This is a genomic window from Dokdonella sp. (assembly GCF_051958935.1).
Taxonomy (GTDB): Bacteria; Pseudomonadota; Gammaproteobacteria; order Xanthomonadales; family Rhodanobacteraceae; genus Dokdonella_A.
On sequence record NZ_JBQCFP010000190.1, the window covers coordinates 1 to 17,878 of the forward strand.

Genomic DNA, 17,878 nt, shown 5'->3' on the forward strand with positions numbered 1-17,878 from the left:
GCCTTCCCGGCCCGCTGGGTGGGTTTCACGCCGCCTGCGGGCCCGGCTGGGGGTGGGGGGGGCGATCCCCCTCGCTTCGGCCCCCCCAAAACGACGACGCCCCGCACTGGGCGGGCTTTCGTCTCGTGTCGGTGATGTTGCAAACGACCTACACGCCGGCCCTCCGGTGCGAGCTGGCGTTATTGTTCGAAGCAACCGCGCGCAGGTTCGCGCACGCGCGGGGCGCGGGCTCGACGTGCTGCAGGCGGGCGGTGCGAATGGTCATGGCCGCACTACAGCACGGCCGCGCCGCGTCCGCAAGAGGGGCCGGTGTGCGCCGGTCCACGGCCGGGTGATAGCCTCGGGCCATGCGGATCACGTGCCGGCTACTGCTGTTCCCGATCGCCCTCGCCACGGCGCGTGCCCTCGCCCAGGACGTGGATGGCGACGGCCAGCGCGTGCACCGCTGCATCGGCCTGCATGGTGAAGTCGTGTTTTCCGGCTTCAAGTGCAATGCGAACGAGCAGGCCGGCATCAGCGCCGGCGCGCTCGCCGATCCGCTCGCTCCACCGCCGGCCGACGCGTGTCCCGCGTCATTCGAGGACCTGCGCGAACGCCTCGCCGCCGCGATCGCCCGCCACGACGCCAATGCGATCGCCGGCATGCTGCACTGGCGGGGTGTCGGTGGTGGCGCCGCGAAGCAACGGATGCGCGAATTGCGCGAGCTCGTGCGCGAGCCGTTGCTCTCGCTCGAACAAGGCGAGGGACTGCTCGTGCGCACGGGCAGCAACACCACCGGCGGCGTGCGCGAGCATGCATTCGGCATCGAAGTCGAAGCCGGCTGCTGGTGGCTGAGCTGGTGAAATGAGGCGGGTGGGCGGCACTGGTATCATCGGTGTTTTCCAGCGGAACCGGACGCCATGGCGCAGACCTACCCCGATCACATCTGGCACAACGGGCGCATCAAGCCATGGGCCGAAGCGACCGTGCATGTGATGGCGCACGCGCTGCACTATGGCTCGTCGGTGTTCGAAGGCATCCGCAGCTACGAGACGCCGCACGGCCCGGTGATCTTTCGCCTTACCGAGCACAACAAGCGCCTGTTCAACTCGGCGAAGATCTACGACATCCAGATCCCGTACACGCTCGAGGACATCAACGCGGCGTGCCGCGCGGTGATCAAGGCCAATGGCTTGTCCAAGGGCTACCTGCGCCCGGTCGCCTATCGCGGCCTCGGCGGCTTTGGTCTTTCCGCCGACACGCCGACCGACGTCGCGGTCGCCGCGTGGCAAATGGGCGCCTACCTCGGCGCGGGCGTGCTCGAACAGGGCATCGACGCCTGCGTGTCGAGCTGGCAGCGTTTCGCGCCGAACACGATCCCGGCGGGCGCGAAGGCCGGCGGTAACTATCTTTCCGGCCAGCTCGTCGCGCGCGAGGCGCGCCGGCTCGGTTTCGGCGAAGGCATCGCGCTCGCCTCGACCGGCCTGCTCAGCGAAGGCGCCGGCGAGAACCTGTTCCTCGTCTTCGACGGCGCGCTGCACACGACGCCGGTGAGTGCGGCACTGCTCAATGGCATCACGCGCAACACGCTCATCACGCTCGCGCGCGCGAACGGCATCGAGGTGGTCGAGCGCGACATTCCGCGCGAGTACCTCTATCTCTGCGACGAGCTCTTCATGTGCGGCACCGCCGCCGAGATCACGCCGATCCGGTCGGTCGACGGCAAGCCGGTCGGCGCAGGCAAGCCGGGACCGCTGACGCATCGCATCCAGGAATTGTTCTTCGGCCTGTTCAGCGGCAAGACCGAAGACCGCTGGGGCTGGCTCGAGCCGGTGTGACCTTCAGCGCGGGAGTCGGACGAACCGCGTGTTCTTCGCTCTCGTTCACCCGTGAAGCCGAGGGCGTCGCCCGGCGGCCACCCGCTCCGCTATCCGCCGGAACACGTCGGTGGATCGTCGAACCCGTCCACGAAGACGACATCGCCCTGCTGCACTTCGTAAGCGCCGATGTCGGCCGCTGCACCGGACACGCGCGCGAAGGGCGCTCCGCGCTGGTCCACGGCGAACGGGACGGTATTGTTGCCCTGGTCGATGGCGGGACTGCTCCACCACAACGCATGCGTCTGCGTCGGGCCTCCGTTGTCGCGCAACGGCCCGAGCTGCGGACATACGCCGGTCGTCATCGTGTTCTGCAGGCCGAGCAGCTCGGTCGCGAAAACGAGGTTGGCCTGCCCGCTGATCGGCACCAGGTTGATGCTGGAGAAATGCGCCACGCCGAGGTCGTCCGCACTGGTCGGCGGCGTGCCGTAGGCATTGTTCGAAAACACCGAGCTCTGCAGCGTCACCACCTTGAAGCCGTAGTGATTGATGTCGGTGTAGTAGGCGCCGGCGTCGGAAACCGCGAAGCCCGGCGCGTAGTGCGTCGAAGAGCCCGTCGCGGTACCTGCCGTGTTGAACGCCACGGTCGAGTTCTTGACGTCGATCGTTCCCGCATTCGTCAGCACGCCGCCGACGCGATCGGTCGCGGAGTTGCCGGATACCGTGCTGTCGAGCAGGGCGAACGACTGGGCGTTGCTCGCATAGTAGAGCTGGACGATGCCGCCGCCGCGGCGCGCAATGTTGCCCGAGATCGTGGATGCGACGATCGTCGCATCGCCGAGCAGGGCGCGCGCGCCGCCGCCGTCGCCGGCGGCCGCCGAGTTGCCGCTGACCGTGCTGTTGCCGAGGAAGATGTCGTGGTAGCTGAAGATGCCGCCACCATCGCCGACGGTGCCGGACCCCGAGCTGGTCGCGACGTTGCCGGAGATGTCGCTGTACTTCGCGAAGACGAGCTCGCGGGCGTAGACGCCTCCGCCGTGCGCCGACGCGCCGACCGCGGACACACGGCACGCGCGCACGCCGACGCGCGTCAAGTAGGCCTTGCCGTTCGAGGCGATGCAGCCGCCGTTGGCTTCCGCCCCCACGGAAGGGTGGACGTAGCCGTTGGCAGCCGTCAGGTCCTCGAGATTGAACGCGCCGTGCCCGGTGTGCCGGAACACACAATCGTTGTCGCCGGAGACGGTGAGCGCCTCCCTGCCCGGGCCTTTCAGCGTGATGTCGTCTTGTGCAAGCAGGACCGCACCGGTGGTCAGCGAGATCGTGCTGCAGGCGAGGGCGGTCATGTCGATGGTGTCGCCGGCGGCCGCGTTCGCGGCCGCGTAGCGCAGGCTACCGGTCGTGCCGCTGCCGGTCGCGGCCTCGTCGCAGGTGTCGACGGTCCAGGTGGTGGCGGCTGCCGCCGGCATGGCCGTGCCCAGGCACAGCGCGGCGGCGAGGCCGATACCCAGCGGCGTGCGGCGTGCGGATGCGTGCACGCGCGAAATCGAATCGAACATGGCGCTCTCCCGGCGTCGTGGTCGGCGGAATACCTCGCGGCCCGACGCCGCGCAGTCCTGCCTGCTACGCGAAAGAGTGCCGCGAAACCTAACGCGGGGAATTGAATTCAAGCGTCGCCGTCGCACCGCCCTGCGGCCGCGGCGCGAGCGACACGGTCCAGCCGTAGAGCTCGCACAGGCGCCGCACGATCGCGAGGCCGAGCCCGCCGCCCTTGCCGACGGTGGTGCCGCGCACACCGCGCTCGAACAGCTTGTCGGCGTCCTCGGGCTTGATGCCGGGACCGGTGTCCTCGACGGTGACGCGGCCGTGGCCGACCGTGACGATGACCTCGCCGGCCTGCGTGTACTTGAACGCGTTGCCGATCAGGTTGCTCAGTGCGACCGCGACGACCGACGACGGAGCGACGGTCGCGAGCGGCTGCTCGATCTCGACGCGCACGTCGACCGGCTTGTTCGCGACGTGCGGCCGCTGCGCGTCGACGACCTGCTCGACGACGCGGGCAACGTCGGTCGTCTCGCCGTCGGTCGGAGCCTGCCGTTCGCGTCGCGACAGCAGCAGCAGCGCGTCGATGAGTTCGCTCGACTGGCGTACCGCTCGCTCGATACGCCGGAGACGCTCGCGCAACTTGTCGGTGAGGTCGGGGGAACCCTGCAGCAGTTCGGTCGTGCTCGCGATAACCGCGAGCGGCGTGCGCAGCTCGTGGCTGACGTCCGCGTTGAACTCGCGGTCGCGCTGGACCATCTCGGTCAGGCGCGTCGAATAATCGTCGAGCGCGGCGGCGAGTTGGCCGACTTCGTCGTCGGCGAAATGTCCCTTGAGCAGTTCCGGCCGGCCCGAGCGGCTCATCGCGCGCACGCGGTTGGCGAGCTCGATCACCGGGCTCATCACGCGCGCCGACAGCCAGAAGCCGATCACCAGCGAGAGCACCGCGAACGCGAGCACCGAGGCCGCGAGCACGGTCAGCAGCTGGCGTTCGCCCAGCTTCTGCGTGCTCACGTCGAAACGCAGGTACGCCCAGAAATCGCCGTCCTTGTACACGGCGAGCTTGTACGGCCGCGTCTTGCCCTCGCGGCCGATGTCCTCGATGTCGTAGACACCGGCCTCGAAGTTCTGCCAGGCGAGCGGCACCGTCGCGGTGCGTCCGGCACGCACGATCTGCAACTGGATCAACGACATCGGGAACTGCGCGTCGGGCGAGAGGTTCTCGCGCTTGAAATCGACGAAATGGCGCAGCTCGCGCTCGAGCGTGGTGTTGACGAGCTGGTCCTCGAGGCGCGTGCGCATGTACACCGTCGCGGCGGCGAACAGCGCGGTCAGGCCGAGCCCGAACAGCGCGAAGGAGATGATGATGCGTGAGCGGAGCCTACGCCGGTAGCGCATCCGGATCGACCATGCGGTAGCCGATGCCGTGGCGGGTCTGGATCAGCGCCTTGTCGAACGGCTTGTCGATCTGGGCGCGCAGCCCGTGGATGTGCACGCGCAGCGAATCGCTGTCGGGCAGTTCCTCGCCCCAGACGCGTGTTTCGAGTTCCTGGCGGGTCACCACCGACGGCGCCGCCTCCATCAGCGACTGCAGCAGCTTGAGGCCGATCGGGTTGAGCGTGATCTGCTTGCCGGCGCGGCTGATCGTCAGCGTGTCGAGGTTGTAGGTGAGGTCGGCCAGCTGCAGCACGCGGCTCTTGCCGCCCTTGCCGCGACGGCCGAGCACTTCGAGGCGCGCGGCCAGTTCCTGCAGCGCGAACGGCTTGACCATGTAGTCGTCCGCGCCCGATTCGAAACCAGTGAGCTTGTTGTCGAGCGAATCGCGCGCGGTGAGCATGAGCACCGGCGTCTGGCGCTTCGCTTCCTGGCGCAGCTTGCGGCAGACCTCGAGTCCGTCCATGCCGGGCAGGCCGAGGTCGAGCACGATCACGTCGAAGTCGTTGACGACCGCGAGGTGCAGCCCGGTGACGCCATCGCCCGCGAAGTCGACCACATGGCCCTTGTCGGCGAGGAAGTCGCCGATGTTCGCCGCGATGTCGCTGTTGTCTTCGATGACCAGAATGCGCATGGGTATCTACTTTAACGCGTGGATCCGCCGATGCGGAGCACACCGGCGCGTAGGAAGTTCCTCACCATGAGGCCACGCCGGCCAATGCCAAGCGCCCGGTGCGTGTGCTCTTCATGGAAGTGCGGCCATGGATGGCCGCTCTGGACTGACCGCAAGCAGAAAATCCACATGCCGGGTCGATCCCTGTCCGAGGCAGCGATCACGGATGATCGCAAAAGCAAAAGAAAATGGCCCAAGGAGGTGTCATTGGGGGAACACACCTCGCTTGGGCCAAAAAGCTACTGCCCCGATTACCGTACTCTGCCAGTCACCAGACCTGACTTAGGAGTGTCGAGCAGAACTACAGTGGGACGGACTATAGGTACGGATTGATTAAACGATCGTTAAGCCCCTCTGAGGCTTGCGTTAACCACCGTTCTTCGGCGGCCATGCATTCACGTTCGAAACCTGCGCCGGCCGCCCTTCGGCCGGGTCGCGGCAGATCAGGGAGCCGGGCGATTGCACGCATTCGTCATGCGTCGCGCCACGCCCCTTCGGTGCGAACACGAATGCCTGCGTGTAGCGCATCGGATGGTCGGGCAGCGAGGCGGGGTCGAATCGCCACTGGCGCAATGCGCGTTCCGCCGCACGCTCGAAGGCGCCGTCCTGGCCGCCGTGGAATTCGATGTCCTTGACCGATCCGTCAGAAGCGATCGAGAACGTTGCCTCGACGCGGCCGCTCTGCGAGGAGTAGTAGTTCGGGAAACTCGGCGCAACCACGTAGGTCGCGACCGGCGCCTTCACCGGCGCGGGTGCGGCGACGGGTTCCACCGGCGCCGACGCGATGTCGGTCGCGGGCTTGGCGATCGCCGGCGTGGAGGCGGCCGGCGCGGAGGTCATCGTGGCCTGTTGGATCGCGTCGGTCGCCGGCACGGCGGCGGCCGGCGCGCGTGCGACCGGCGCAGATGCCGGCGGCGCGACGACGTCGCCGGCGGGCGCCGGAACGACTTCGCGCAGTGGCTCGGCCACGGCGGCCGCGGCGGCCGTCGCGAGGCCTGCCGTCGTCGGCGCGGGCGTTTCGGCCGACGGCGCGGGCTCGGGCGGCATCACGCTGGCAAGGCGCAGGCGCGGGCGCTCGTACGGCAGCGACAGCGCAGCGAACGGGAGCGTGCGCATGTCGGTCGAGCGGATCCAGTCGATCGACAATGCCTGAGGATTGAACACGCGGTTCGCACGCTCGATCCGTTGCGCGACGAACAGCGCACCGATGAACGCCGCGCCGATCAACAGCCAGCGCCCGGGATGGCGCGCCTGCGCGGTCGCGCGCGGTGCAGGCAGGCCGACGATGCGCCGCACGCGCTCGATCAACTGGCCGCCGCTCGCGGCGAGCACGACCGGCGCGGCCGTCTGCCGCAGTTCCTCGAGTGCCGCGAGCGTACGCGCGTATTCACGCGGCTCGCCGCGGACGAGGCGCAGCACGAGCGCGTCACAGCACAGTTCGCGTTCATTGCGCACTTCGCGCGAGATCCAGTGCACGACCGGATGGTAGAAGAGCAGCGTCTCGAGCACGGCCTGGGCGAGATTGACCAGGTGGTCGTAACGACGCAGATGGCCCAGTTCGTGAGCGAGAATCAGTTCCACTTGCTGGCGCGGAAAACCGAGCGCGACCGCCGTGGGCAGCAGCACGACCGGGCGCAGCCAGCCGAGCAGCATCGGCGTATCGATGCGTTCGGAGACGAGCACGCGCACGCGGCGCACGAAGCCGAAGCGACGCGTCAGCGCGACCAGCATCGCATCCAGTTCGGGGCTCGATTCGGCCCACTGGCGCGCGATGCGCGCGAAGCGCCGCCACTGCTGCAGCGCGCGGCCGGCGACGCCGATCACGCCGGCGAGCCAGAGCAGGACCAGCCAGGGCAGCACGCGATCGATGCTCGCTGCGACATCGAAGGCGGCCTCGGCCTGGGCCAGTACCGCCGCGCCGCCAGCGGCGGCAACGGGCGCGAACGCCACTTCGACGGGGCCCTGCGGTCGCAACGCCACCAGCGTCGCGAGCGGCCAGAGCGCGAGCAGCGCGAGCGCGGCCAGGCCGACGGCGTAGCGGGCATTGCAATGTGATTTCGGCAGCAGCGCGCGCGCGGCGGCGTAGCCTGCACCGATGACCAGTCCCTGCCAGAGAAAATGCACCAGGGTCCAACCCAGCGCATGGATCCACGGCAGTGCGGCGCTCATGACTGCGTGCCTTCGAGCTTGTCGAGCAGCGCGCGGATCTCGTCGAGCTCCTCGCGCGTCGCCTTCGGCCGGCCGCCGAGCGCCTGCAGCACGAGCTGCGAGGGGGAGCCGTCGAACACGCGCTGCACCATGTCGACGACGAAGCGCTTCTGCGTGCGCTCCTTGCTGACTGCCGGGCGGAACACGTGCGCGCGCTCGGAGTCGTCGCGCAGCACCAGGCCCTTGCCGTGCATGATCTGCAGGAGCTTCAGCGCCGTGGTGTAGCCGGCTCCCTCGTCGCGGTAGAGCGCTTCGTGCACATCGCGCACCGTGCTCGGCCCGCGTTCCCACAGCACGTTGAGGATGCCGAGTTCGGCCTCGGTGGGCTTGGGCAGATTTTCGGTCTTGGACACGGCGTTCACCTGACCTCGCAGTGCTTTCGTACGAGAAGACTACACGATCCCGGCCCGATTGCCAGATCGCCCGCCCCGGCCGGGATCCGGGGCGGGCGGCGGGTTGGATCAGCCGCCGGCGGAGGACTTCAGCTGAGGCGTGTTCTGCGTGCGCTGCAGGTATTGCGAGTCGTTGCGGCGGCGCGCTTCGAGTTCACCCGCGGTCTTGCAGGTCTTCACCGGGATGTTCGAGCCGATCGGCTTCTCGTTCTTGCAGATCAGGCGCTCGTTGTCGCGCTTGGCGAGGATCGCGTTGACCTCTTCCTGCTTGTTGAACATCGCCGTCTTGTCGGCGTCGCTCATCTGCGCCACCTCGGTCTTGTCGCCGAACAGGCGCTCCATCTCGTCGAGGCGCGCATTGACCTTGCTGCGCTCGTCCGGGGTCACGTACGAATAGCGCCCGCCGGCGTCCATCTGCTTGCGTACCCAGGTGGACACCGTCTCGAACGCGTACTTGCTGCTGGCGTTGACGGCGGGATCGACCTTTTCCTTGGCCGCGAGCGGCAGCGACACGAGGAAAGCGACGGCGAAGGCGAACGAAAGAACGGGCTTCATCACAACAGGATCTCCGGAAACGTTACGAGGGATGGAGGCGACCCGTCCGCGGGGCGGACGCGGGAGCGCCGAATGCAGTTACCCGCGCGGCGGGTGTCGGGGGACGACTCAGCGCCCTGCGCTGGCAGCTTGGAGGCGTTCCGTCGCGTTGCGCATGCGCGGCAGGCCGCATCCGCCTTCGCCGCCGCGACCGGGCGTGCTGCCGGTACACTGGGAATGGGCCCAGGTATCCATCTGGCGTTCGGTCTCCCGACGCCCTTCCTTCGCCTGGGCGTACGTATGGCAGTACGTTTCCATGATGTGCGAACCGACCTTGGTGCGGCGCTCGCAGATCACGCGGTCGTCCTCGCGGCCCGCCTTTGCGGCGGCTCGCGTCATGCGGGACGTCGCCGGACCGGCCTGCTCGGCCAGCACGCTGTCGTGCGTGGCGAGCAGCGCATTGACCTCTTCCTGCGTGTTGTACAACGCGACCTTGTCTTCCGCACGCATGCGGTCGATCGAGCCGTTCTTTTCGAAAAGGTCCTGCATGCGAGCGAACTTCGCATCCAGCGCCACGCGATCGGCCGGATCGAGCGAAGCGTAGCGGCCGCCCGCCTTCATCTCGTCGTGGACCCAGGTGACGACCTGCTGGAACGTATCGGCGCTGTCGGCGTTGGTGGCCTGACGGTAACTGGATTCCTTCGCCTGGATCGTGCCCGCAAGGCAGGCCAGCGCGCCTGCGCACAGCATCGTGATGATCGGTTTCATGCGATTGCCCCTTGTTTCGTGGCGCGGCGTTCGCGCGCGGATCGCTCGCGGCGCCGGGCGGCGGAGGAGCACGCGCCTATCCTAGGAAGCCCTCGCACGCATGTCAACGATTCCTGTCGTACTATTTTTTTCGTGCTGGACGGCGGCGCGGGCGCGCCGCGGCACCGCGCCCGCGCTGCAGGTACTCGACGATCGCACCGGCGACGTCGACCCCGCTCGCCGCCTCGATTCCTTCCAGCCCGGGCGAGGAGTTGACCTCGAGCACGAGCGGGCCCCGCGCCGAGCGCAGCAGGTCGACGCCGGCCACGCCGAGCCCCATCACGCGCGCCGCACGCAAGGCGGTCTCCCGCTCGGTGGCCGACAGGGTCACCGCGGTCGCGCTGCCGCCGCGGTGGATGTTCGCGCGGAAGTCGCCTTCCGGCGCCTGCCGGCGCATCGCCGCGACGACTTCGTCGCCGACCACGAAGCAGCGCAGGTCCGCACCGTCCGCCTCGCGGATGAACTCCTGCACGAGGAAGTTCGCATAGAGGCTGCGGAACGCTTCGATCATGCCAAGCGCGGCGCCGCGTTTCTCCGCGAGCATCACGCCCTGCCCCTGCGCGCCTTCATTGAGCTTGATCACGTGCGGCGGCTCGCCGAGCATCGTCAGCAGGTCGCGCGTGTCATCGGGGTTGTCGCCGAACACCGTCACGGGCAGCTCGATGCCTTCGCGCGCGAGCAGTTGCAGCGAACGCAGCTTGTCGCGCGCACGCAGGATCGCGTCGGAGGAATTGGGCGTGTACACGCCCATCATCTCGAACTGGCGCACGACGGCCGTGCCGTAGAACGTGATCGAGGCGCCGATGCGCGGGATCACCGCGTCGAAGCCGCGCAGCGCGCGTCCCTTGCAGTGGATCTCGAAGGCACCGGCGGCGATGCGCATGTAGCAGCGCAGTGGGTCGAGCACGCGCACGCTGTGGCCGCGCGCACGCGCGGCCTCGACCAGGCGGAGGGTGGAATACAGGCGCGCGTTGCGCGACAGGATGGCGATCTTCATGCGCGGAGCGGCGATGGCCCGGTCGGCGCCCGCGCCGGGCGCGGGCAGGTGTAGGAAAGGTCGGGATCGATGCGGAACCGCCCGGCGAGGGCCGAGCGCCCGAGCAGCAGCGGGAACAGCATCGCACCGCGATCGGTCAGGTTCATTTCGGTTGTGTAGCGATGGCCGGCGATCTCGACCTCGGTCGCGATGAACCAGCGCTCGTTGCGATGCCCGCCCGAATCGGTGACGTGGCGACGGTCGAGCACGGGCGCCGTGCACGCGACGTAACGATCGAGCCGGCGCCGCAGGCGCACGCGAAAGCGGACCTGCAGCACGCCGTCCGCATGGAACGTCTCGATCGCCTCGACGTGCAGCGACGACGATCGCGCACCGCTGTCGAGCTTGGCCTTGATCGAAGCGATGCCGAGGCCCGGCAGGCCGGCCCGTTCGCGCCAGCCCAGGCTGATGCGGTCGGCGGCGGGCGACGCGGCGATGGGCATGGCGTCTTGGCGGGGCACGTGCGGAACCTCGGACGGCGCGCATCGATACCGGGCGAACCGGCTCGCGTGCATGGGAAACGGCGTGTCGGCGTGGCGCCGATCGCAATCGGATGGAGCGGGTGAAGGGAATCGAACCCTCGTCAGTAGCTTGGGAAGCTACAGCTCTACCATTGAGCTACACCCGCGCAGGACCGGCGATACGCGTGCCGCGCACCCGGCGTCGGCGAAGCGTAGCCGTGGCGCCGCACGCCGACAAGCGGCCCACGCCACGGGGCGCGCCGGCAGGCTGAACGCAGGTTCAGCGCCGTTTTGAGGAAGCGTAAGCACGGGCCGCGCGGAAAGTCGGCATTCAGCCTCGTTCGGCGGATACTGTTCCCGGCCTGTCGACCTCGGGCGGCCGATGCACTGGGGGAATAACGGTCCCACCGCGGCCGGGGTCGGCGTAGGCTCCATGGAGACCATCGATGTACACGAAGCGTTTCTTTCCACGTGCGTGGTGCGCCGCCGCACTGGCAACCGTGCTCGGCGCGTTTGCGAGCGCTGCGTTGGCGGACCCACCCGAGCGTGTCGCGCGCGTCGGGTTCCTGCGCGGTGAAGTGAGCTTCCAGCCGGCCGGCGACGAGCGCTGGGTCGAGGCGTCGTTGAACCGCCCGCTCGGCACCGGCGACAAGGTCTATACCGATCGCGATTCACGCGCCGAGTTCGAAGTCGGCGCGGCGGTCATGCGCATCGACGAGCGCACCACCTTCAACCTGCTCAACCTCGACGATGAGATCGCGCAGATCGAGCTCACCGAAGGCGTGTTGAACCTGCGCGTGCGCCGGCTCGAACGCGGCGAGAGCTACGAGGTGGATACCCCCACCCTCGCGTTCGTCGTCAACGAGCCGGGTGAGTACCGCATCGACATCGCCCCGCAGGGCGACTCGACGATGGTCACCGTGTTCGACGGCGGCGGCGACGTCTACGGCGAGAACAACGCGAGCTACAGCGTTCGCGCGGGCAATTCGTACCGCTTCAACGATTCCGCGCTGCGCGACTACGAAGTGCTCGACCTGCCGCGCGCCGACGATTTCGACAACTGGGTCGCCTCGCGCAACCAGCGCTACCAACGCTCGGTGTCGAGCCGCTACGTCGCCGAGGACATGATCGGATATGCCGACCTCGACGATGCCGGCTCGTGGGAAGACGATCGCGAATACGGCAGCGTCTGGTATCCGACCTCGGTATCGGTCGGCTGGGCGCCCTACCGGTACGGCCACTGGTCGTGGGTCGACCCATGGGGATGGACCTGGATCGACAACGCGTCGTGGGGCTTCGCGCCGTTCCATTACGGTCGCTGGGTCTACGCGCGCAACCGCTGGGGCTGGTGCCCGGGTCCGCGCCACGTGCGGGCGGTGTACGCACCGGCCCTGGTGGCCTTCGTCGGCGGCAGCGGCTGGGGCGCCAACATCTCCATCGGCGGCGGCGGCCCGGTCGGGTGGTTCCCGCTCGGCCCGCGTGACGTCTACGTGCCGTGGTACCGCGCCTCGCGCGGTTACTTCCACAACGTCAACGTGCGCAACACGACCGTGATCAACAACACCTACATCACGAACGTGTACAACAACTACTCGGCCGGTCGCCCGATCGTCAACGCCGAGTACGCCTATCGCAACAATGTGCAGGCCGTCACCGCAGTGTCGCGTGACGTGTTCGTCGGTGCCCGTCCGGTCGGCGAAGCGCGCGTGCAGGTCAACCCGGCGCAGTTGCGCAATGCGCAGGTGGCGAGCCGCCTCGCGATCGCGCCGACGCAGGCGAGCTTCGTCGCCGCCAATGCGCAGCGTGCACGGGCGACGCCGCAGGCCGCGGCGGTCGATCGCCGCGTGATCGCGCGCACCGCGCCGCCGCCGCAGCCGGTCGCCACCGCCGCGCGCGTGCAGGCGATCCAGCGCAACAACGCGCAGCCGCTCGCACGTGACGAGCAGCGCCAGCTCGCCGCGCGCCGCCCGGCCGCCGAGAGCGCCGTCGCCCAGCGCGTGCAGGTGGTCGGCCAGGGCCGGGGCGCGACGCCGCCGCAGCCGCTGCCGACGCGTGGCGCTGCCGCTGCACGCACGCCGGCGGCGGAGCGCGCCGTGCCGGGGAATACGCGCGGGCCGGTGAACGCACCGGGGAACGCAGGCAACGCCGTGCAGCGCGGCGACACCGTGCGTACACCGCAGCAGGAACGCGGCCTCCCGTCGTCGCGCTTCGCCCCGCACGGCGACCGCTCGACGCCGGCGCAGGACCGTGGCAACGCCGCGCCGCAGCGCCAGGCGCTGCCGCAGCGCGAAACGCGCGAGACGCCGCAGCCGCGCCAGGCACCGCAGCGCGAAACCCGCGAGGCGCCGCCGATGCGCCAGACGCCGCAGCGCGAAACGCGTGAAGCGCCGCAGATGCGCCAGGCGACGCCGCAGCGCGAAACGCGTGAAGCGCCGCAGATGCGCCAGGCTCCGCCGCAGCGTGAAACGCGTGAAGCGCCGCAGATGCGCCAGGCTCCGCCGCAGCGCGAGTTGCGCGAGGCTCCGCAGATGCGCCAGGCTCCGCCGCAGCGCGAAGTGCGCGAGGCCCCGCAGATGCGCCAGGCTCCGCCGCAACGCGAAGTGCGCGAGGCCCCGCAGATGCGCCAGGCACCACCGCAGCGCGAAGTGCGCGAGGCGCCGCAGATGCGCCAAGCGCCGCCGCAGCGCGAGGCGCGCCCGGCGCCGCAGCGCCAGGAACCGCAGCAGCGTTCGCAACCGCAGGAGCGCCGCCAGGACGACAAGAAGGACGACGACAACCGCCGCCGCTGAGCCGATGGCGATGAGACCGGACGCCGCGCCTCGTGCGCGGCGTCTTTTTTGACTCAGTCGGGATGCGGCCTTCGATGCCGAGGTAAGCAACGCCGTCATTGGAAGCCGGAATCCGGCTCCTCTGCGGCGCGAGCGCGCTCGCTGCCGATGCGGGTGGAACGTGGCCACGGCACCGGCCTTCGAAAGTACCCTGATGCGGCGGGCGTCTCACCCCCGTCGACACTGTCCAGAGCAGTGGGAAGGCGGCCAAAGCCCCCACGACCCGCGGCATCGCCGCGACGCGCCGTTACAATCCCCCGCATGAACATCCTCCTCAACGGCGACTCGCGCGAAGTCGCCGACACCTGCACGCTCGCGCAACTCCTCGACGAGTCCGGCTACGCCGCCAGGCGCATCGCGGTCGAGGTCAACCGCGAGATCGTTCCGCGCAGCCGCCATGCCGAGGTTCGCCTCGCCGACGGCGATCGCGTCGAGATCGTGCACGCGATCGGCGGCGGTTGAGCCTCGCGCGATGATGCGCCCGACGCAGGCGCGCGGGGCCGCGCATGCGCGGCCCGAAATCGGCGAAAATGCTGCGTTCGACCCAGCCGATGCCGCCGCCATGAACACGCTTGCCCAATCGCCGCTCGCCACCGACACGCTCGTCATCGCGGGCAAGCCATATCGTTCGCGCCTGCTGACGGGCACGGGCAAGTTCAAGGACCTCGACGAGACGCAGCGCGCGACCGAGGCCGCGGGCGCGCAGATCGTCACCGTCGCGGTGCGGCGCACGAACATCGGCCAGGATCGCGACGCGCCGAACCTGCTCGACGTGCTGCCACCGGATCGCTACACGATCCTGCCGAACACGGCGGGCTGCTACACCGCCGACGACGCCGTGCGCACCTGCCGCCTCGCGCGCGAACTGCTCGATGGCCACACCCTGGTCAAGCTCGAAGTCCTCGGCGACCAGAAGACGCTGTTCCCGGATGTCGTGCAGACGCTCGCCGCGGCGGAGACGCTCGTGCGCGAGGGATTCCACGTGATGGTCTACACGAGCGACGACCCGATCCTCGCCCGCCGCCTCGAGGAGATCGGCTGCGTCGCGGTGATGCCGCTCGCCGCGCCGATCGGCTCCGGCCTCGGCGTGCAGAATCGCTGGAACCTGCTCGAGATCGTCGACAACGCGAAGGTGCCGATCATCGTCGACGCCGGCGTCGGCACCGCGTCGGATGCCGCGATCGCGATGGAGCTCGGCTGCGACGGCGTGCTCATGAACACCGCGATCGCGGGCGCGAAGGATCCCGTGCTGATGGCACATGCGATGAAACTCGCCGTCGAGGCGGGCCGTGCGGCGTTCCGCGCGGGGCGCATTCCGCGCAAGCGCTTCGCGTCCGCATCGAGTCCGGTCGAGGGACTCATCTAGTGCGCTCGACCGTGATCGCGAAGCGCCGCGGGCGCCCTCTTCCGGCCTCTCGTCCCATCTGCGTCGCGCACATCGTTCCGCATGGATGAGTCGGCCCGCCACGATCGGCGCATCCGCAGCTTCGTGCTGCGCCAGGGTCGCTTCACGACCGCGCAGCAGCGCGCCTTCGACGAACACTGGGCGCGCTACGGCATCGATTTCGACGCGGGCGCGAGCGCGCCGCGCGACCTCGACGCGCTGTTCGGCCGCCATGCCGGGCGCGTGCTCGAGATCGGCTTCGGCAACGGCGAGCAGCTGCTGCATTCGGCGCAGGCCGAACCCGCGCGCGATTTCATCGGCGTCGAGGTGCATCGGCCCGGCGTCGGCCGGCTCATGAATGCGCTCGCCGATGCCGGGGTCGACAACGTGCGCCTGTACAACCACGACGCCGTCGAAGTGCTCGAGCGCGGGATCGCGCCGGCCTCGCTCGCCGAAGTGCGCATCTACTTCCCCGACCCGTGGCACAAGAAGCGCCACAACAAGCGCCGGCTCGTGCAGCCGGCCTTCCTCGCGCTGCTCGCGAGCCGCGTCGTACCGGGGGGACGCTTGCATTTGGCGACCGACTGGGCCGACTATGCCGAGCATATGCGGGACGTGCTCGCCGCCGCGCCAGACTGGCGCGTCGATGCCGGGCATGCCGATCCGGCCGTCCGCCCGCCGTGGCGCATCGAAACGCATTTCGAACGCCGCGGCCTGCGACTCGGCCATGGCGTATGGGATTTCGTCCATGTACGAACCTGAGCGTGACTGACGCGGACGGAACGACCGCAGCGAATGCCGCGGCAGCAGGCGCGCGGCGCCATGCCCGCGACGTTTCGCCGCCACGCCGCGCCGGGAAGCGCGGTTCGACGCACCTCGAGTGATTGCAAGCCCCGAATGGACGCCGGCCTGACCCTCACCACCAACATGGCGCTCGTGTTCGCCCTGCTCGCGTTCACGGTACTCATGCTGGTGCTCGAGTGGATCCGCGCCGACCTCGTCGCCCTGCTCGTGATCGTGTTGATCGGCATCACCCGCCTGCTGCCGGTGGACCAGCTGTTCGACGGCTTCGCCGGCAACGCGGTGATCTCGTTGATCGCGGTGATGATCATGGGCGCCGGCCTCGATCGCACCGGCGTCCTGAACAAGGCGGCCTCGTTCATCCTGCGCCTCGCCGGCGGTGTCGAGGGCCGCGTGTCGCTGCTCGTCAACGCGATGGTCGGCAGCCTGTCCTCGGTCATCCAGAGCCAGGCGCTGTCGGCGCTGTTCCTGCCCGTGGTCAGCCGCGTCAGCGCGCGCACCGGCCTGCCGCTGAAGCGGCTGCTGCTGCCGATGGCGTGCATGATCCTGTGCGGCACGAACACGACGATGATTTCCAACTCGCCGCTGATCCTGCTCAACGACCTCATCGCGAGCGCGAACCGCAACCTGCCGCCGGGCGCGCAGACGATCCAGACATTCACCCTGTTCGCGATCGCCCCGGTCGGCGTGCCGCTGCTGCTCGGCGGGCTCGCCTACTTCGCGCTGTTCACGCGCCGCCTGCTGCCCGGCGATGAGGACCGGCAGAAGGTCACGCCGGGACGCACCGAGACCTACTTCGCCGAAACCTACGGCATCGACGGCGAGGTGCTGGAACTCACCGTCACCACCGACAGCCCGCTGGTCGGCATGAGCGTGGCGGAAGTCGAGCAGCTGCGTGGCGCGCCGCTGATCCTCGCGTTGAAGACCGGCAGCGAGGCGCGCCTCGCGCCGCCGGCGGACCAGATGATCTGGGTCGGCAGCGTGCTCGGCGTGCTCGGCAAGCGCGAGGCGGTGAACGACTTCGCGAACGTGCAGCTGTGCCAGGTGCAGTCGCGCCTGCGCAATTTCGCCGACCTGTTCAACCCCGCGCGCGCGGGCATTTCCGAGGTCGTGATCCCGCCGAACTCCACCTGGATCAAGAAGACCGTCGGCGAGCTGCGCCTGCGCAAGACCTATGCGATCTCGGTGCTCGCGGTGAACCGCGGCGAGCAGGTTTTCCGCGAGGACGTGCGGCAGGTCGCGCTGCGGCCCGGCGACACGCTCGTGCTGCACAGCTTCTGGCGCGACCTCGCGCAAACGGCCGAGTCGCGCGATTTCGTCGTCGTGACCGATTACCCGAAGGAAGAACACCGGCCGAGCAAGATCTGGCACGCGGCGACGTTCTTCGCGGTCGCAATGGGGCTCGGCCTCTTCACCGACCTCAGGCTGTCGGTCGCGATGCTCGTCGGTGCCGTCGGCATGCTGCTCAGCGGCGTGCTCAACATGGACGAGGCCTACGGCGCGATCAACTGGAAGACGATCTTCACGCTGGCCTGCCTGATCCCGCTCGGCGCCGCGATGGATTCGACCGGTGCCGCCGCATGGATCGCGCAGGAGGTGCTGAAGTACCTCGGCGAGTGGCCGCAATGGGGACTGCAGGCGGTCGTCGCCGTGCTCACGCTGCTGATCGCCCAAGTGGTGTCGAACGTCGGCGCGACCGTGATGATGGTGCCGATGGCGATCAACGTCGCGCTCGCCTCGGGCGGCAACCCGGCGCTGTACGCGCTCGTCGTCGCGGTGTCGACCTCGAACGCGTTCATCCTGCCGAGCGCGAACCCGGTCATCACGATCGTCAGCGGCCCCGGCGGCTATCGCGCGCGCGACTTCCTGCGCGTCGGCATCCCGTTGACGCTGCTCATGCTCGTGATCCTGCTGGTCAGCGTGAATTTCTGGTTCGGCCGCGCCTGACCGGAGCGCTACGCGCGGTCGCGATCTCCGCTAGACTG

Annotated in this window: 16 protein-coding genes and 1 tRNA gene; 7 read left to right on the top strand and 10 right to left on the bottom strand. The window is 69.1% G+C overall.

The window, feature by feature from the left end:
• Nucleotides 1-347: 347 nt before the first annotated feature.
• Nucleotides 348-842, top strand: a complete 495-nt coding sequence (locus ACTHK2_RS17430; protein WP_440247009.1) for a hypothetical protein — start codon at nt 348-350, stop codon at nt 840-842.
• A gap of 57 nt (nt 843-899) precedes the next feature.
• On the top strand, nt 900-1,817 hold the full coding sequence (locus ACTHK2_RS17435) for a branched-chain amino acid transaminase (protein ID WP_440247010.1): 918 nt from the start codon (nt 900-902) through the stop codon (nt 1,815-1,817).
• Nucleotides 1,818-1,906: 89 nt separating this feature from the next.
• Here ACTHK2_RS17435 and ACTHK2_RS17440 read toward each other — a convergent pair whose 3' ends face one another.
• From ACTHK2_RS17440 to ACTHK2_RS17485, 10 genes are all read right to left on the bottom strand, one after another.
• The gene (locus ACTHK2_RS17440; RefSeq protein ID WP_440247011.1) at nt 1,907-3,352 is read right to left on the bottom strand and encodes a choice-of-anchor Q domain-containing protein; all 1,446 of its coding nucleotides are present in this window, start codon (nt 3,350-3,352) and stop codon (nt 1,907-1,909) included.
• Nucleotides 3,353-3,440: 88 nt separating this feature from the next.
• Nucleotides 3,441-4,733, bottom strand: coding sequence for a sensor histidine kinase (locus ACTHK2_RS17445; protein ID WP_440247012.1), 1,293 nt, complete (start codon nt 4,731-4,733; stop codon nt 3,441-3,443).
• The gene (locus ACTHK2_RS17450) at nt 4,717-5,403 is read right to left on the bottom strand and encodes a response regulator transcription factor (protein ID WP_131992204.1); all 687 of its coding nucleotides are present in this window, start codon (nt 5,401-5,403) and stop codon (nt 4,717-4,719) included. The genes ACTHK2_RS17445 and ACTHK2_RS17450 overlap by 17 nt, the downstream gene beginning before the upstream one ends.
• 405 nt (nt 5,404-5,808) lie before the next feature.
• Complete coding sequence (locus tag ACTHK2_RS17455) at nt 5,809-7,611, bottom strand: TonB family protein (RefSeq protein WP_440247013.1); 1,803 nt, start codon at nt 7,609-7,611, stop codon at nt 5,809-5,811.
• Entirely contained in the window at nt 7,608-8,003 is a 396-nt protein-coding gene (locus ACTHK2_RS17460; RefSeq protein WP_440247014.1) for a BlaI/MecI/CopY family transcriptional regulator, read from the bottom strand. Before ACTHK2_RS17460 ends, ACTHK2_RS17455 begins: the two co-directional genes overlap by 4 nt.
• A gap of 108 nt (nt 8,004-8,111) precedes the next feature.
• Nucleotides 8,112-8,597, bottom strand: a complete 486-nt coding sequence (locus tag ACTHK2_RS17465; protein ID WP_440247015.1) for a hypothetical protein — start codon at nt 8,595-8,597, stop codon at nt 8,112-8,114.
• Nucleotides 8,598-8,705: 108 nt separating this feature from the next.
• Nucleotides 8,706-9,344 carry a hypothetical protein gene (locus ACTHK2_RS17470; protein WP_440247016.1) on the bottom strand — a complete coding sequence of 213 codons (639 nt, stop codon included), beginning with the start codon at nt 9,342-9,344 and terminating at the stop codon, nt 8,706-8,708.
• Nucleotides 9,345-9,465: 121 nt separating this feature from the next.
• Entirely contained in the window at nt 9,466-10,380 is a 915-nt protein-coding gene (rimK, locus tag ACTHK2_RS17475) for a 30S ribosomal protein S6--L-glutamate ligase (protein ID WP_440247017.1), read from the bottom strand.
• Nucleotides 10,377-10,862, bottom strand: coding sequence for an ATP-dependent zinc protease family protein (locus ACTHK2_RS17480; protein WP_440247018.1), 486 nt, complete (start codon nt 10,860-10,862; stop codon nt 10,377-10,379). The genes rimK and ACTHK2_RS17480 overlap by 4 nt, the downstream gene beginning before the upstream one ends.
• 111 nt (nt 10,863-10,973) lie before the next feature.
• Nucleotides 10,974-11,047: transfer RNA gene (locus ACTHK2_RS17485), tRNA-Gly, on the bottom strand.
• A gap of 279 nt (nt 11,048-11,326) precedes the next feature.
• Here ACTHK2_RS17485 and ACTHK2_RS17490 point away from each other — a divergent pair.
• The 5 genes from ACTHK2_RS17490 (at nt 11,327) to ACTHK2_RS17510 (ending at nt 17,840) form a co-directional block, all read left to right on the top strand.
• Nucleotides 11,327-13,669: a DUF6600 domain-containing protein gene (locus tag ACTHK2_RS17490; protein ID WP_440247019.1), complete on the top strand. Its 2,343-nt coding sequence runs from the start codon at nt 11,327-11,329 to the stop codon at nt 13,667-13,669.
• Nucleotides 13,670-13,969: 300 nt separating this feature from the next.
• Nucleotides 13,970-14,170: a sulfur carrier protein ThiS gene (thiS, locus tag ACTHK2_RS17495; RefSeq protein ID WP_440247020.1), complete on the top strand. Its 201-nt coding sequence runs from the start codon at nt 13,970-13,972 to the stop codon at nt 14,168-14,170.
• Nucleotides 14,171-14,270: 100 nt separating this feature from the next.
• A complete protein-coding gene (locus ACTHK2_RS17500) occupies nt 14,271-15,074 on the top strand; it encodes a thiazole synthase (RefSeq protein WP_440247021.1) in 804 nt (267 codons plus the stop codon).
• 81 nt (nt 15,075-15,155) lie between these two features.
• Nucleotides 15,156-15,854, top strand: coding sequence for a tRNA (guanosine(46)-N7)-methyltransferase TrmB (trmB, locus tag ACTHK2_RS17505; RefSeq protein WP_440247022.1), 699 nt, complete (start codon nt 15,156-15,158; stop codon nt 15,852-15,854).
• Between the two features lie 135 nt (nt 15,855-15,989).
• A complete protein-coding gene (locus tag ACTHK2_RS17510) occupies nt 15,990-17,840 on the top strand; it encodes an SLC13 family permease (RefSeq protein ID WP_440247023.1) in 1,851 nt (616 codons plus the stop codon).
• Nucleotides 17,841-17,878 lie beyond the last annotated feature (38 nt).

Coding starts and splice junctions, on each gene's coding strand:
- ACTHK2_RS17430 (WP_440247009.1), top strand. CDS start 348: ATGCGGATCACGTGCCGGCTACTGCTGTTCCCGATCGCCCTCGCCACG.
- ACTHK2_RS17435 (WP_440247010.1), top strand. CDS start 900: ATGGCGCAGACCTACCCCGATCACATCTGGCACAACGGGCGCATCAAG.
- ACTHK2_RS17440 (WP_440247011.1), bottom strand. CDS start 3,352: ATGTTCGATTCGATTTCGCGCGTGCACGCATCCGCACGCCGCACGCCG.
- ACTHK2_RS17445 (WP_440247012.1), bottom strand. CDS start 4,733: ATGCGCTACCGGCGTAGGCTCCGCTCACGCATCATCATCTCCTTCGCG.
- ACTHK2_RS17450 (WP_131992204.1), bottom strand. CDS start 5,403: ATGCGCATTCTGGTCATCGAAGACAACAGCGACATCGCGGCGAACATC.
- ACTHK2_RS17455 (WP_440247013.1), bottom strand. CDS start 7,611: ATGAGCGCCGCACTGCCGTGGATCCATGCGCTGGGTTGGACCCTGGTG.
- ACTHK2_RS17465 (WP_440247015.1), bottom strand. CDS start 8,597: ATGAAGCCCGTTCTTTCGTTCGCCTTCGCCGTCGCTTTCCTCGTGTCG.
- ACTHK2_RS17470 (WP_440247016.1), bottom strand. CDS start 9,344: ATGAAACCGATCATCACGATGCTGTGCGCAGGCGCGCTGGCCTGCCTT.
- rimK (WP_440247017.1), bottom strand. CDS start 10,380: ATGAAGATCGCCATCCTGTCGCGCAACGCGCGCCTGTATTCCACCCTC.
- ACTHK2_RS17480 (WP_440247018.1), bottom strand. CDS start 10,862: ATGCCCATCGCCGCGTCGCCCGCCGCCGACCGCATCAGCCTGGGCTGG.
- ACTHK2_RS17490 (WP_440247019.1), top strand. CDS start 11,327: ATGTACACGAAGCGTTTCTTTCCACGTGCGTGGTGCGCCGCCGCACTG.
- thiS (WP_440247020.1), top strand. CDS start 13,970: ATGAACATCCTCCTCAACGGCGACTCGCGCGAAGTCGCCGACACCTGC.
- ACTHK2_RS17500 (WP_440247021.1), top strand. CDS start 14,271: ATGAACACGCTTGCCCAATCGCCGCTCGCCACCGACACGCTCGTCATC.
- trmB (WP_440247022.1), top strand. CDS start 15,156: ATGGATGAGTCGGCCCGCCACGATCGGCGCATCCGCAGCTTCGTGCTG.
- ACTHK2_RS17510 (WP_440247023.1), top strand. CDS start 15,990: ATGGACGCCGGCCTGACCCTCACCACCAACATGGCGCTCGTGTTCGCC.